14 protein-coding genes and 1 tRNA gene are annotated in these 12,452 nt (G+C 57.9%); 10 read left to right on the top strand and 5 right to left on the bottom strand.

Annotated elements, in window-relative coordinates:
- Positions 1-16: 16 nt before the first annotated feature.
- Entirely contained in the window at positions 17-1,300 is a 1,284-nt protein-coding gene (locus HXW87_RS21405) for an FAD-binding oxidoreductase (RefSeq protein WP_047293239.1), read from the bottom strand.
- Between the two features lie 184 nt (positions 1,301-1,484).
- On the opposite strand from HXW87_RS21405, the gene HXW87_RS21400 reads away from it, so the two are divergent.
- The 3 genes from HXW87_RS21400 (at position 1,485) to HXW87_RS21390 (ending at position 2,521) form a co-directional block, all read left to right on the top strand.
- A tRNA-Val gene (locus HXW87_RS21400) sits at positions 1,485-1,561 on the top strand.
- Between the two features lie 204 nt (positions 1,562-1,765).
- Positions 1,766-2,029, top strand: a complete 264-nt coding sequence (locus HXW87_RS21395) for a hypothetical protein (RefSeq protein ID WP_239777705.1) — start codon at positions 1,766-1,768, stop codon at positions 2,027-2,029.
- Between the two features lie 36 nt (positions 2,030-2,065).
- Complete coding sequence (locus HXW87_RS21390; RefSeq protein ID WP_239777704.1) at positions 2,066-2,521, top strand: DUF2214 family protein; 456 nt, start codon at positions 2,066-2,068, stop codon at positions 2,519-2,521.
- Positions 2,522-2,742: 221 nt separating this feature from the next.
- Here the strand turns inward: HXW87_RS21390 and csrA are convergent, their stop codons facing one another.
- On the bottom strand, positions 2,743-2,937 hold the full coding sequence (gene csrA, locus HXW87_RS21385; protein ID WP_003179932.1) for a carbon storage regulator CsrA: 195 nt from the start codon (positions 2,935-2,937) through the stop codon (positions 2,743-2,745).
- Positions 2,938-3,187: 250 nt separating this feature from the next.
- Between csrA and HXW87_RS21380 the strand changes: the two genes are divergently transcribed.
- Together HXW87_RS21380 and HXW87_RS21375 are read left to right on the top strand one after the other, a co-directional pair.
- Complete coding sequence (locus HXW87_RS21380; RefSeq protein WP_239777703.1) at positions 3,188-3,556, top strand: SPOR domain-containing protein; 369 nt, start codon at positions 3,188-3,190, stop codon at positions 3,554-3,556.
- Positions 3,557-3,642: 86 nt separating this feature from the next.
- Positions 3,643-4,554 carry a siderophore-interacting protein gene (locus HXW87_RS21375; RefSeq protein ID WP_239777702.1) on the top strand — a complete coding sequence of 304 codons (912 nt, stop codon included), beginning with the start codon at positions 3,643-3,645 and terminating at the stop codon, positions 4,552-4,554.
- A gap of 55 nt (positions 4,555-4,609) precedes the next feature.
- Here HXW87_RS21375 and HXW87_RS21370 read toward each other — a convergent pair whose 3' ends face one another.
- The 3 genes from HXW87_RS21370 to HXW87_RS21360 form a co-directional block, all read right to left on the bottom strand.
- Positions 4,610-5,299 carry an endonuclease I family protein gene (locus tag HXW87_RS21370; RefSeq protein ID WP_095668822.1) on the bottom strand — a complete coding sequence of 230 codons (690 nt, stop codon included), beginning with the start codon at positions 5,297-5,299 and terminating at the stop codon, positions 4,610-4,612.
- 4 nt (positions 5,300-5,303) lie between these two features.
- Positions 5,304-5,594 carry a DUF1654 domain-containing protein gene (locus HXW87_RS21365; protein WP_182401781.1) on the bottom strand — a complete coding sequence of 97 codons (291 nt, stop codon included), beginning with the start codon at positions 5,592-5,594 and terminating at the stop codon, positions 5,304-5,306.
- A 178-nt stretch (positions 5,595-5,772) separates the two neighbouring features.
- Positions 5,773-6,861, bottom strand: a complete 1,089-nt coding sequence (locus HXW87_RS21360; RefSeq protein WP_027611548.1) for an asparaginase — start codon at positions 6,859-6,861, stop codon at positions 5,773-5,775.
- A 349-nt stretch (positions 6,862-7,210) separates the two neighbouring features.
- On the opposite strand from HXW87_RS21360, the gene HXW87_RS21355 reads away from it, so the two are divergent.
- The 5 genes from HXW87_RS21355 (at position 7,211) to HXW87_RS21335 (ending at position 12,431) form a co-directional block, all read left to right on the top strand.
- Complete coding sequence (locus tag HXW87_RS21355; protein ID WP_121186252.1) at positions 7,211-7,666, top strand: hypothetical protein; 456 nt, start codon at positions 7,211-7,213, stop codon at positions 7,664-7,666.
- A gap of 201 nt (positions 7,667-7,867) precedes the next feature.
- On the top strand, positions 7,868-8,824 hold the full coding sequence (locus tag HXW87_RS21350) for a sugar ABC transporter substrate-binding protein (protein ID WP_121186250.1): 957 nt from the start codon (positions 7,868-7,870) through the stop codon (positions 8,822-8,824).
- Between the two features lie 56 nt (positions 8,825-8,880).
- Complete coding sequence (locus tag HXW87_RS21345) at positions 8,881-10,434, top strand: sugar ABC transporter ATP-binding protein (RefSeq protein ID WP_121186248.1); 1,554 nt, start codon at positions 8,881-8,883, stop codon at positions 10,432-10,434.
- Positions 10,431-11,408, top strand: coding sequence for an ABC transporter permease (locus HXW87_RS21340; protein ID WP_041066117.1), 978 nt, complete (start codon positions 10,431-10,433; stop codon positions 11,406-11,408). Before HXW87_RS21345 ends, HXW87_RS21340 begins: the two co-directional genes overlap by 4 nt.
- A gap of 3 nt (positions 11,409-11,411) precedes the next feature.
- Positions 11,412-12,431 (top strand): LacI family DNA-binding transcriptional regulator, encoded by a 1,020-nt coding sequence (locus tag HXW87_RS21335; protein ID WP_121186246.1) that lies wholly within the window; start codon positions 11,412-11,414, stop codon positions 12,429-12,431.
- Positions 12,432-12,452: the final 21 nt, after the last annotated feature.

The following is a 12,452-nucleotide window of genomic DNA, read 5'->3' as shown; positions in this document are numbered from 1 at the left end:
CAGTCAAGAAAACTGATCAGAACCCCAGCTTGTCACGCAACCCGTAATACCACGCACCCAATGCCGCAAACGGCGTGCGCAGCAACTGCCCGCCCGGGAACGGATAGTGCGGCAGATCGGCAAATGCATCAAAACGCTCAGCCTGACCACGCAACGCTTCCGCCAGTACCTTGCCGGCCAGATGTGTGTACGTCACGCCGTGGCCGCTGCAGCCCTGCGAGTAATAAATGTTGTCGCCCAGACGCCCAACCTGCGGCAGGCGCGACAGGGTCAGCAGGAAATTGCCGGTCCAGGCGTAGTCGATCTTCACGTCCTTGAGTTGCGGAAAAGCCTTGAGCATTTTCGGGCGGATGATCGCTTCGATGTTCGCCGGATCCCGCGCGCCATAAACCACACCGCCGCCGAAGATCAGGCGCTTGTCGCCCGTCAGGCGGTAGTAGTCGAGCAGGTAGTTGCAGTCCTCGACGCAGTAATCCTGTGGCAGCAGGGATTTCGCCAGTTCTTCGCCCAGCGGTTCGGTAGTGATCACCTGAGTGCCGCACGGCATCGATTTGGCCGCCAGTTCCGGCACCAGATTACCGAGGTAGGCGTTGCCGGCAACGATGATGAACTTGGCCCTGACCTTGCCTTGCGGCGTGTGCACCACCGGACTGGCACCGCGCTCGATGCGCACGGCCGGCGATTGCTCATAGATCGTGCCGCCGAGGGACTCGACTGCAGCGGCTTCACCGAGCGCCAGGTTCAGCGGGTGGATGTGACCGCCGCTCATGTCGAGCATGCCGCCGACGTACTGATCGCAGGCGACCACTTCGCGAATGCGGCGCTGGTCGAGCAGTTCCAGTTGCGTGTGGCCGAAGCGCTCCCACAGGCGCTTCTGCGATTCCAGGTGACCCATCTGTTTGGCGGAGAGGGCGGCAAACACGCCGCCGTCCTTCAGGTCGCACTGGATGTTGTATTTGGCCACGCGCTCCCGAATGATCCGGCCGCCTTCGAAGGCCATCTGCCCGAGCAGTTGTGCTTGCTTGGGGCCGACTGTGCGCTCGATAACGTCGATGTCGCGGCTATAGCTGTTGACGATCTGCCCGCCATTACGCCCCGACGCACCGAAGCCGACCTTCGCTGCTTCCAGGACTGTGACGCGAAAACCGTTCTCCAGCAGAAACAGCGCCGAGGACAGCCCGGTGTACCCGGCGCCGATCACACAGACATCCGTCTCCACATCATCCTGCAGGGCCGGACGTGGCGGTGCAGTATTGGCCGACGCAGCGTAATAAGACTCTGGGTAAGGGGTGTTCGCCATCCTGCAGCCTCTGTTTAATATATTTTACGAGTGCGTCGATCCTACCCGAGTTGAAAAACCTCCGCCAGCCACCGGAAAAATCTTCTTCACCGACCCGAAATTAAATATTTTGCATATTCATAGGGTTAGGTGAAAAAAAGGTGTTGACACCCCTCCGGAATTCCGTAGAATGCCGCCTCACAGCAGGCACGTAGCTCAGTTGGTTAGAGCACCACCTTGACATGGTGGGGGTCGTTGGTTCGAGTCCAATCGCGCCTACCAAACAAAATCCGCTCTGCTGGGCGGTCTCGAAGGGCTCACCGAAAGGTGGGCCCTTTTTTGTTGTCTGCGATTTTTCAAAGCCTTGCTCCAGGCGCTCGCCTCAATCCTTCCGATCTTTCGTTACCCTGACTGCTTAGCGTGTTTCGAAATAACACGACCTGTTGATATGGCGTTCTGTGCTTTTTTTGGATCCGTCGAAAAAGTGTGGATATTGAAGGGGTTACCGGTATTTTTAACCGTCCGGTGATCAAAAAAATGTTGTTGCTGATCGTGAACTTCAGTAACATCTGCCCCGCGTTCACCACCACGGTTTATGCATTTTTAAATCCCAAGCTTCCATCAGCTGCTTGGGATTTTTTTTGCCTGCGATTTGGCCAATCCCGTTTTCTGTGTACTTGCTTCCTGCGCGAAGCTTTCCAGTCCCACTGCTGCGTGCGGGCGAAACCGGTTTTTTTCGACTACTACTGACTGGCGTTTTTCACGGCTTTCTCAAGGAGTTCGTCGATGCTGGTTCATTGGTTTCTCGCCGCTATTCATCTCTTGGCTTTTGCACTGGGCTTCTGGGCCGTGTTGGCCCGTGGCACGGCGTTCAGTCGTTTGGCGACTGGCGTCGGTGAAGCAAAACGGGTTTTGCTTGCCGATAATCTGTGGGGCATTGCTGCGCTGGTGCTGTTGGTGACTGGCGGCATACGCGCCTTCGGCGGCTTTGAAAAGGGCACTGACTACTATCTGCACCAGCCGCTGTTTCATTTGAAGATGACGTTGTTCGTGCTGATTCTGCTGATAGAGCTGGCGCCGATGATCACGCTGGTCAAATGGCGGATCGCATTGGCGCGGGGCAAGGTGATCGATACCGGGCGTGCAAAGTTGTATGCACGGATCAGTCACGTCGAGGCGCTGCTGTTGGTATTGATGGTGATTGCAGCCACTGGCATGGCGCGCGGCGTGACGTTCGTCTAGCAGGGAGCAATTCCCTGTGTTCTCTCGGAAATGTCTGACAGCCAGGCTGGGTAGTCGCAGGTAGTATCGCGCTGCAGGGGGAAGGGAGCGAATGAAGTAGAGCGATGGGATGTGTCAGGCGCCGTGCCCAGTGGGCTGGAGAGCGGATGGCAATACGGCGCGTGTATCTCTAGCCAGTCATTATGCAAAGCAAACGAACTGGCTACTGACTGCAATGCGGTTCAGGGCGTTTGTGGCTTGTCCGGGGCGGTCAGGCCGGCCTGAATGCGCTGATAGATTTCTTCACGGTGTACGGCAACGTTTTTCGGAGCATTGATGCCGATACGGACTTGCTGACCGCTTACGCCGAGGATGGTGATCGTAATGTCATCACCAATATTTATGCTTTCACCGACTTTGCGGGTGAGTATCAGCATGGTCTTCTCCTTGATTGCTTTGTAGGGCACCTGATTCAGACAGTGCAGAGGTCGGTGGTACGTATAGATTAGTGCGAAGTCTCACGGTTTGGGTGCCTCTTTCTGACGCGCAGATGCGGCATTAATTCCCAGGGCGTAACTATACAGAGGCTGCAATCATCAATCTCGTTGTTTTGTGCCCATTTTGCGGGCCTCGCGAAGTATTTATGAATGTTAAGATCGCCGCTTTGTGATTTTCGAGGAAAGCGTTGTGCGCAAACTGGTCTGGATGGTCGCGGCACTGGCATTGGCGGGATGTGGTGAAGGCAAGAGTGTAGACGTGCAGAAGCCGAAAACGGCAGTCGCGGCCGCATCTGCGGCGGCGTCCGCCCCGCAATGGGACCTCGAAGTGCGCGGCGAAACACCTCAGGCTGTCAGTGACCTGAGTGGCTGGTTGATCGAGCATGCGTTCGTGCCGACCGTGATCAAGGACAGCAGCGGCAAGACGCGGATCCTGATTGGTCCGTTCAACTCCCAGGCCGACGCGCAAGCACGCAAGGTCGAGGTGGATGCAGCATTGGTGAAGGCCAAGAAGCAGAACGTCGAATCGGTGATCGTCGAGCATCCGTTCGCACCGTAAGCCGCACTTTCAGCGGAGCGGCCTAAAGGACATCGCAGTCGACTCGTCTTATACGAGTCAATCACGATTTCTCGAAGGAGCTCCGCATGGCCTCCGCCGCTCCCTATAAGCTTTTCAATGCGGTTTTGCGCCGCAAGACGCTGGTGAGTCCGCACATGATGCGTATCACGCTCGCCGACCCTTCGATAGGTGGCATGGCCACTTGGGCGCCGGATCAGCGCGTCAAATTGTTTTTCCCTGCTGAAGATGGATCACCTGCGAGCCTTGCGCAGGAGGAGGGCTGGTACGCGCGTTTTCGTTCGATGTTGGCGAGCCGTCGACCGGCAATGCGCACTTACACCATTCGTCATTTACGCGCTGATCAGGGCGAGGTCGACATCGATTTTGTCCTGCATGGCGAGACCGGTCCCGCGTCGCGCTGGGCGCTGCGTGCGCAGCCGGGAGCGTCGATGCAGATTCTTGCTCCCGACAGCGGTTTTTCCGCGCAGGACGCCGGAGGGTTCGAATGGAAACCGCCGCAGTTGCTCAAGGAGGTTTTGCTGGTGGCGGATGCCACGGCATTGCCGGCCGCCATGGGCATTCTTGACGAGTTGGCTGCCATGTCCGGACCGCCTCAGACTCAGGCTTACTTTGAAGTGGACAGCGCACCAGACATGCTCCCGGTGCCGGATTGGCCAGGGCTGTCGGTGCAGTGGCTGATTCGCGATCAGGCGCCAGAAGCAGTGGCTGGGGCGCTGATGGTAGAGGCGGTGCAGCAGGCGTTCTTGCCTGCAGAGGATTCATCGGTCGGGCAAGCCGCCGAACTCGCCGAAGTCGATATCGACAAAGACATTCTCTGGGAGATCGCCAACACGGCCCTCGAAGGTTTTTATGGCTGGATTGCCGGCGAAAGTGCTGCGGTCATGCGTCTGCGCAAATACCTGATCAAGGAATGCGGTATCCCCCGCGAGTCACTCAATCTGATGGGCTACTGGCGCTACAACAAGGCTGGCAGCTAAAAACAGAAAAGGCCTCGAACATCACGTTCGAGGCCTTTTCTTTTGCGCTGAAGAATCAGCCGCAGGCTTTCAGGTTCACCGGGCCGACAAATTCATTGCCGTGTCCCATGACGCACGCCACGCTCTGATTACGCTGGCGTTCCCAGTCTTGCACCGGGTACGTCTTGTTCCAGGCTTCGTAAAGCTGCCGATCCTGTTTCGACAGGCGCAAGCCGTACTGCTTGCTCATGTAGAAATAGGTGCGCGCGATCATGCCGCGAATCGACGGGCGAGGCATGACTTTCTTGGCCTTGAAGTCGACTTGAGTCAGGCACGAGCCATACTGACCGGATTGCACCGGCAGCCAGCCGTAGCTGAAGTTGCTGCGATCACCGTTGACTTCGCCAATGCTCGGTACCAGGTTGTGCAGGTCGGCTTCGGCTTTCTGATAACTCGGGTCGTAGCGTGTGCAGTTCTTGCGCCCGCCCGACTGCCAGCATTGACGCTGGTGACCGAATTCCCACGCCGGGACAATGTGCTCCCATTCGATGCGCGAAGCGCGCTTGGCATTTTTGCGTGGCACATAACCGCAAGCCTTCAAGTCCACCTTGTTGCCAGTGTATTTGCATCCGCAGTAAAACTCGGTGGACTGCGGTGCATACAGCTTCCAGGCGGCTTTCTTGGCCTCGGTAAAGGTGCGGGGAGCGCCAGCCTGGGCGCCAAAAGCGATGAACAGCAACAGTAATGCAAAACAGCGGACACTCATTGAATCAATCTTCCTTCGGCACAACCCAAAAAATCTGCACGCCACCATCGTCGCGATAGGCGAGTGTGACGTTGTCGTTCTCGTCGATTTCCTCGAGCAGTTGCTCCCATGCATCCACAGGCTCGTCCGGCAGACGGAAGATCAACGCGGCTTTGGCTTTTTGTGCGGTAGGGGAATTGATGATTTTTTGAACGCGCATACCCATGCGTTCGTAAGCAGCAGGAGCATCAGGGGAGGTGGCCACGAGGTTATCCTTATTAAGCTGTACGTGCATACAGTATTTAACTGTAAGCATTTTCGCAACTGCTTAAAATTCAAGAAAAACCTCTGACAGCGCTTTTGCGATTTTGGTGTAAGCCGGATCGATTATTTTGTACGAAAAAGTCGCGCGCAGCGTAGGTGGCAGCACCACCCGCCGCGTGGGCGAGTGGTGAGCAGGTTGCCCGATCCGGAAAGGCTCAGGCGAGGGCCAATCAATATTCCCAGAACATCCGTTGCAGCTCTTTGCTGTCGTTGGTTTTGGTCAGGGCGACCATGGCCAGGATCCGGGCTTTTTGCGGGTTCAGGTCGTGAGCGACGACCCAATCGTATTTGTCGTCAGGTTGTTCGGCGTTACGCAGAACGAAACCACCGGCGTTGACGTGGGACGAGCGGATGATCTGCACGCCGTCTTTGCGCAAGGCTTGCAGGCTCGGCACTACGCGCGAAGAAACAGAACCATTGCCGGTACCGGCATGGATGATGGCTTTGGCGCCGGCCTGGGCCAGTGCTTTGTAGGCGGTGTCATCAACGTTGCCGTAGGAATAGGCGATTTCTACGTCAGGCAGGCTCTTGATGTTCTTGATGTCGAATTCCGAATCCATGGTGTGGCGCTTGGCTGGCAAGCGGAACCAATAGGATTTGCCTTCGACCACCATGCCCAGCGGCCCCCAGGGGCTTTTGAACGCCTCGGTCTTGATGTTGATCATTTTGCTCACGTCGCGACCGGACTGGATTTCATCATTCATGGTCACCAGCACGCCTTTGCCGTGCGCTTCTTTGCTGCTGGCCACGGCGACGGCGTTGTACAGGTTGAGCATGCCGTCCGCCGACATGGCGGTGCCCGGACGCATCGAGCCGACGACGATGATCGGCTTGTCGGTCTTCTCGACCAGGTTGAGGAAGTAGGCAGTTTCTTCCAGGGTGTCGGTACCGTGGGTGATGACGATGCCATCGACGTCTTTGCTGTCGGCCAGTTCGGACACGCGACGACCCAGTTGCAGCAGGTTGTCGTTGGTGATGCTTTCCGAGGCGATCTGCATGACTTGTTCGCCACGCACGTTTGCCAGTTTGCTCAACTCGGGGATGCCGGCAATCAGTTGTTCAATGCCAACCTTGGCCGCCTGGTAGGTGGCGCTGTTGGCTGCGCTGGCGCCGGCACCGGCAATGGTGCCGCCAGTGGCAAGTACCACGACGTTGGCGAGTTTGGTCTGGGTTTCGACTTCTTTTGCCTGAAGGGCGGTTGGCAGGAGCAGGAGGAGGGCCAAAGCGCCCGGTACCAAGGTGTTGAAAGCAGATTTCATTATTTTTCTCTCTAGTAGTGAGACGGTGCTGATGCAGGTTCATCTAGATGCGCCCCGAGCCGATCTGAATGCTCGGGGTCCAGGCTAAGGAGCAGGATCCGTACCAGCGCTACTTTGCTTCAGAGAAATGTTTAACATCATGATTTGCATCAGGATTTTATGGATCGGCCAATGGTTGTGCCGATCACCTGTCCGGGTTTCCGAATATTGGGACCTTTCATGTTCGGCTCACCGAAAAAGGCTACAACTCTTGACGAACGAAGCCGCTTGCCGGTTTCGGCTTTTCTGCTAAAGAAACCCGTCAGCAGGCCGATGGGTGTTAAAGGAAACGATTATTTAGGGAATTCACATGTCACTGACGATCGGTTTTTCACATCCCGGCGCAGTCACCATCGGCGGTAAGACCGCAGCGACAATCAATGCAATGAACCAGGCGGAAGCAGACGCATCCGAAGAGGCGCTGGGCGTTGAAAAAGAGCAAAGCAACCAGGTCAGAACCGGTGGACCTGCGCAAGAAGCCAGCCAGGCGAGTAGCGCTGACAGCGGCGATAGCCTGAGCATCACCGTCAAAATGTTGCTCAAGCGGATGCAGGAATTGCAGAAGCAACTGCAAGAACAGCAACAACAATTGGCGGCGGCGCAGGCGGCAAGTTATCCGACGCCCGAGGCCAAGTCACAGGCGGTCATGTCCGTTCAGGGCCAGATCGCGCAAACCAGCGGCGCGCTGATGGAAGTCGCGGCGGCACTGGTCAAGGAAATGTCCAAGGACTCAACCAGCGGCAACCTGGTCAGTACCACGGCGTAAGCAGGGAAGGGCGAATCAGCCGATTCGCCCTGCGATAAAACGATGATTTCTGATTGTTGACAAATGTCGGCGGGATTCGCATAGTTCGGTCTACGCAAACGTTTGCGCGGCTTCCCCGGTGCCCTATTGGCCGGAAGAGAGCGCTGAAGCTTACGCCAGCGCGAGCGTTGCTCACAATAATCATAAGATCGGAGTGAACCCATGAAGCTGCCATTCGCTGGACGTCTTCTTGCTGTCGCTATGCTGGCTGCTGCAGCCGCCGCACTACCTGTCTCTTCGGCCTTCGCCGAGTCCCCGGAAAAACCCAAAGTCGCATTGGTCATGAAATCCCTGGCCAACGAATTCTTCCTGACCATGGAAGATGGCGCCAAGGCTTACCAGAAAGAACACTCCGCCGATTTTGACCTGATCTCCAACGGCATCAAGGACGAGACCGATACCGCCGGCCAGACCCGCATCGTCGAGCAGATGATTCTGGCCAAGGTCAACGCGCTGGTCATCGCACCGTCCGATTCCAAGGCCATGGTGCCGGTCATCAAGAAAGCCGTCGATGCCGGCATCACCGTGATCAACATCGACAACCAGCTCGATCCGCAAATCGTCAAAAGCAAAAATATCAGTGTGCCATTCGTAGGGCCGGACAACCGCAAGGGTGCGCGTCTGGTCGGTGAGTACCTGGCCAAGCAACTGAAGGCCGGTGACGAAGTCGGCATCATCGAAGGTGTGTCCACCACCACCAACGCCCAGCAGCGCACCGCCGGCTTCAAGGATGCGATGGGCGCGGCGCAGATCAAGGTGGTTTCGTTGCAATCGGGGGACTGGGAAATCGACAAGGGCAACAAGGTTGCTGCTTCGATTCTCAGCGAATACCCGGATGTGAAAGCGCTCTTGGCGGGTAACGACAGCATGGCCGTCGGCGCTGTTTCCGCTGTGCGCGCTGCCGGCAAGGCGGGCAAGGTACAAGTGGTCGGTTACGACAATATCAACGCGATCAAGCCGATGCTCAAGGACGGTCGTGTGCTGGCGACGGCCGATCAGTTCGCTGCCAAGCAGGCTGTGTTCGGTATTGAGACCGCACTGAAAATCCTCAAGGGCGAAAAAGTCGACAGCGGCGCCAATGGCGTGATCGAAACGCCAGTCGAGCTGGTCACCCAGTAAGTCTTTCGGCGACACAACGGCGCTCGTCCGTCCGGACGAGCGCATGGAGAGTTTTTATGTCAGTTTCCGCCCCGAACGCTGTCCTCTCGGTCAGCGGTATCGGTAAGACCTATGCGCAGCCGGTGCTCACGGGCATCGACTTGACGCTGATGCGCGGTGAAGTGCTGGCGCTGACCGGTGAAAATGGTGCCGGTAAAAGCACGCTGTCGAAGATCATTGGTGGTCTGGTCACGCCGACCACAGGCCAGATGCGGTTCCAGGGCAAAGACTACCGCCCTGGCAGCCGTACCCAGGCTGAAGAGCTTGGCGTGCGCATGGTCATGCAAGAACTCAATCTGCTGCCGACCCTGTCGGTGGCGGAAAACCTGTTTCTCGACAACCTGCCGAGCAACGGCGGCTGGATCAGTCGCAAGCAATTGCGCAAGGCCGCCATCGAAGCCATGGCGCAGGTCGGCCTCGATGCGATTGATCCGGACACTCTGGTCGGCGAGTTGGGTATCGGGCATCAGCAGATGGTCGAGATCGCACGCAACCTGATCGGCGATTGTCATGTGCTGATTCTTGATGAGCCGACGGCCATGCTCACTGCCCGTGAAGTGGAAATGCTTTTTGAGCAGATCACCCGTTTACAGGCGCGTGGGGTTGCGATCATCTATATCTCCCACCGCCTGGAAGAGCTGGCCCGAGTTGCGCAACGCATTGCTGTGCTGCGTGACGGCAATCTGGTCTGCGTCGAGCCGATGGCCAACTATAACAGTGAGCAGTTGGTGACCTTGATGGTCGGCCGTGAGCTGGGCGAACACATCGACATGGGCCCGCGCAAGATTGGCGCGCCAGCCCTGACGGTCAAGGGCCTGACCCGCTCCGACAAGGTGCGCGATGTTTCCTTTGAAGTGCGTGCTGGCGAGATTTTCGGGATTTCCGGGCTGATCGGAGCCGGGCGCACTGAATTGCTAAGGCTGATTTTTGGCGCCGACCTCGCCGACAGCGGCACGATTGCGCTGGGTTCGCCGGCGCAGGAGGTCAGTGTGCGTTCGCCGGTTGATGCAGTGAAGCACGGCATCGCCCTGATCACCGAAGACCGCAAGGGTGAAGGCTTGCTGCTCAGCCAGTCGATCAGCGCCAATATTGCTTTGGGCAACATGCCGGAAATTTCCCGGGCCGGGGTCGTCAATAACAGCAACGAAATTTCTTTGGCGCAGCGTCAGATCAACGCCATGCGCATCCGCAGTTCGAGCCCGACCCAATTGGTTTCCGAGTTGTCTGGCGGTAATCAGCAGAAGGTCGTGATCGGTCGCTGGCTGGAGCGTGATTGCTCGGTGCTGTTGTTCGACGAGCCGACTCGCGGCATTGATGTGGGTGCCAAGTTCGATATCTATGCCTTGCTGGGCGAGTTGACACGTCAGGGCAAAGCGCTGGTGGTGGTATCCAGTGACCTGCGCGAGCTGATGCTGATCTGCGACCGGATCGGTGTTCTGTCGGCAGGGCGTTTGATCGATACCTTCGAGCGCGACAGCTGGACCCAGGATGATTTGCTTGCTGCCGCGTTCGCCGGCTACCAAAAACGTGATGCGCAGCTCAATGAAGCGGCGCCTAGGGAACTCCCATGAAAACTGCATCTTCTGCCGGCAAACGTGGTGGCAATTTCTACGGTCTTGGCACCTATCTGGGCCTGGCGGGTGCCTTGTTGGCGATGGTGGCGTTGTTCTCGGTCATGAGCAGCCACTTTCTGTCCTATGACACCTTCAGCACGCTGGCCAACCAGATCCCCGATCTGATGGTGCTGGCGGTGGGCATGACCTTCGTGCTGATCATCGGCGGCATCGACCTGTCGGTCGGTTCGGTACTGGCACTTGCCGCCTCGACAGTCAGCGTCGCGATTCTCGGCTGGGGCTGGAGCGTGTTGCCGTCCGCTCTGCTCGGTATGGCGGTGGCTGCACTGGCGGGTACGGTGACTGGTTCGATCACTGTAGCGTGGCGTATTCCGTCGTTCATCGTTTCGCTCGGTGTGCTGGAAATGGCCCGTGGCCTGGCGTATCAGATGACCGGTTCGCGCACCGCCTACATCGGTGATTCGTTTGCCTGGCTGTCGAACCCGATCGCCTTTGGTATCTCGCCGTCGTTCATCATTGCCTTGCTGGTGATCTTCATTGCGCAAGCGGTGCTGACCCGCACCGTGTTCGGTCGCTACCTGATCGGCATCGGCACCAACGAAGAAGCGGTGCGTCTGGCCGGGATCAATCCAAAACCGTACAAGATTCTGGTGTTCAGCCTGATGGGGCTGCTCGCCGGCATCGCCGCGCTGTTCCAGATTTCCCGTCTGGAAGCGGCGGATCCGAATGCCGGCTCCGGCCTCGAACTGCAAGTGATCGCTGCGGTGGTCATTGGTGGCACCAGCCTGATGGGGGGGCGTGGTTCGGTGATCAGCACCTTCTTCGGTGTGTTGATCATTTCGGTGCTGGCGGCCGGTCTGGCGCAGATCGGTGCGACGGAGCCAACCAAGCGCATTATCACCGGTGCGGTGATCGTCATTGCGGTGGTACTCGATACCTATCGCAGTCAACGCGCCAGTCGACGGGGCTAAGCCATGGCAACGATCAAGGATGTGGCGGCGCTCGCGGGGATTTCCTACACCACGGTTTCTCACGTGGTGAACAAGACCCGGCCGGTCAGTCAGGAGGTGCGGTTGAAGGTCGAGGCGGCCATCAAAAGCCTCGATTACGTGCCAAGTGCCGTGGCGCGTTCACTGAAAGCCAAGACCACTGCGACCATTGGCTTATTGGTGCCTAACAGCCTCAACCCGTATTTTGCCGAGTTGGCTCGGGGTATCGAGGATTACTGTGAGCGTAACGGCTATTGCGTGATCCTTTGCAACTCTGACGATAACCCGGAAAAACAGCGCAGCTATTTGCGGGTGCTGCTGGAGAAGCGCATTGACGGCCTGATCGTCGCCTCCGCCGGTGGCGACATCGGGCTCGCGCAAGGGCTGGCCGGGGTGAAAACGCCGATGGTCATCGTCGACCGCGGGCTGGATGGCGTGGACGCCGACCTGGTGCGCATCGACCATGAATATGGTGCCTATCTGGCGACGCGTCACCTGCTGGAGCTGGGCCATCGTGACATCGCCACCATCGGCGGTCCGTCGAGCACCAGCGTGGCGCAAATGCGTCAGGCCGGTTTTTGTCGAGCGCTGCAGGAGGCGGGCATCAAGGTGCGGGCCGAGCGCATGCTGGAAAGCGATTTCACCAGCACTGGCGGTTACAACGCGGCGGCGATCCTGCTTGAAAGCAATCCGCCGAGTGCGATCTTCGCCGGTAACGACATGATCGGGATCGGTGTGCTGCGCGCGGCGGCCGAGCGCAATGTCCGCGTACCGAGCGAGCTGTCGGTGATCGGCTTCGACGATATCCAGATGAGTCGCTACGTGTACCCGGCGCTGACCACCGTTGGCCAGTCGATCCTGCAGTTGGGCGAGATGGCTGCCGAAGTGCTGCTGCGAAGGATTGCTACCCCGAGTCTGGTCACCGATCAACGAATCGTGACCCCGAGTATTGTCTTGCGCGAATCGACTGCACCGCTGTCAAGCGTGTTCACCGAGTACCGCTGAAATCGAATTGACGAGTAGTGA

Origin of the sequence: Pseudomonas sp. Y5-11 (genome assembly GCF_022368695.1) — a bacterium.
Taxonomy (GTDB): domain Bacteria; phylum Pseudomonadota; class Gammaproteobacteria; order Pseudomonadales; family Pseudomonadaceae; genus Aquipseudomonas; species Aquipseudomonas parakoreensis.
This window is presented reverse-complemented; position numbering and strand designations above follow the sequence as displayed.

Coding starts and splice junctions, on each gene's coding strand:
- HXW87_RS21390 (WP_239777704.1), top strand. CDS start 2,066: ATGCTGGTTCATTGGTTTCTCGCCGCTATTCATCTCTTGGCTTTTGCA.
- csrA (WP_003179932.1), bottom strand. CDS start 2,937: ATGCTGATACTCACCCGCAAAGTCGGTGAAAGCATAAATATTGGTGAT.
- HXW87_RS21375 (WP_239777702.1), top strand. CDS start 3,643: ATGGCCTCCGCCGCTCCCTATAAGCTTTTCAATGCGGTTTTGCGCCGC.
- HXW87_RS21365 (WP_182401781.1), bottom strand. CDS start 5,594: ATGCTTACAGTTAAATACTGTATGCACGTACAGCTTAATAAGGATAAC.
- HXW87_RS21350 (WP_121186250.1), top strand. CDS start 7,868: ATGAAGCTGCCATTCGCTGGACGTCTTCTTGCTGTCGCTATGCTGGCT.
- HXW87_RS21405 (WP_047293239.1), bottom strand. CDS start 1,300: ATGGCGAACACCCCTTACCCAGAGTCTTATTACGCTGCGTCGGCCAAT.
- HXW87_RS21335 (WP_121186246.1), top strand. CDS start 11,412: ATGGCAACGATCAAGGATGTGGCGGCGCTCGCGGGGATTTCCTACACC.
- HXW87_RS21345 (WP_121186248.1), top strand. CDS start 8,881: ATGTCAGTTTCCGCCCCGAACGCTGTCCTCTCGGTCAGCGGTATCGGT.
- HXW87_RS21355 (WP_121186252.1), top strand. CDS start 7,211: ATGTCACTGACGATCGGTTTTTCACATCCCGGCGCAGTCACCATCGGC.
- HXW87_RS21370 (WP_095668822.1), bottom strand. CDS start 5,299: ATGAGTGTCCGCTGTTTTGCATTACTGTTGCTGTTCATCGCTTTTGGC.
- HXW87_RS21360 (WP_027611548.1), bottom strand. CDS start 6,861: ATGAAATCTGCTTTCAACACCTTGGTACCGGGCGCTTTGGCCCTCCTC.
- HXW87_RS21340 (WP_041066117.1), top strand. CDS start 10,431: ATGAAAACTGCATCTTCTGCCGGCAAACGTGGTGGCAATTTCTACGGT.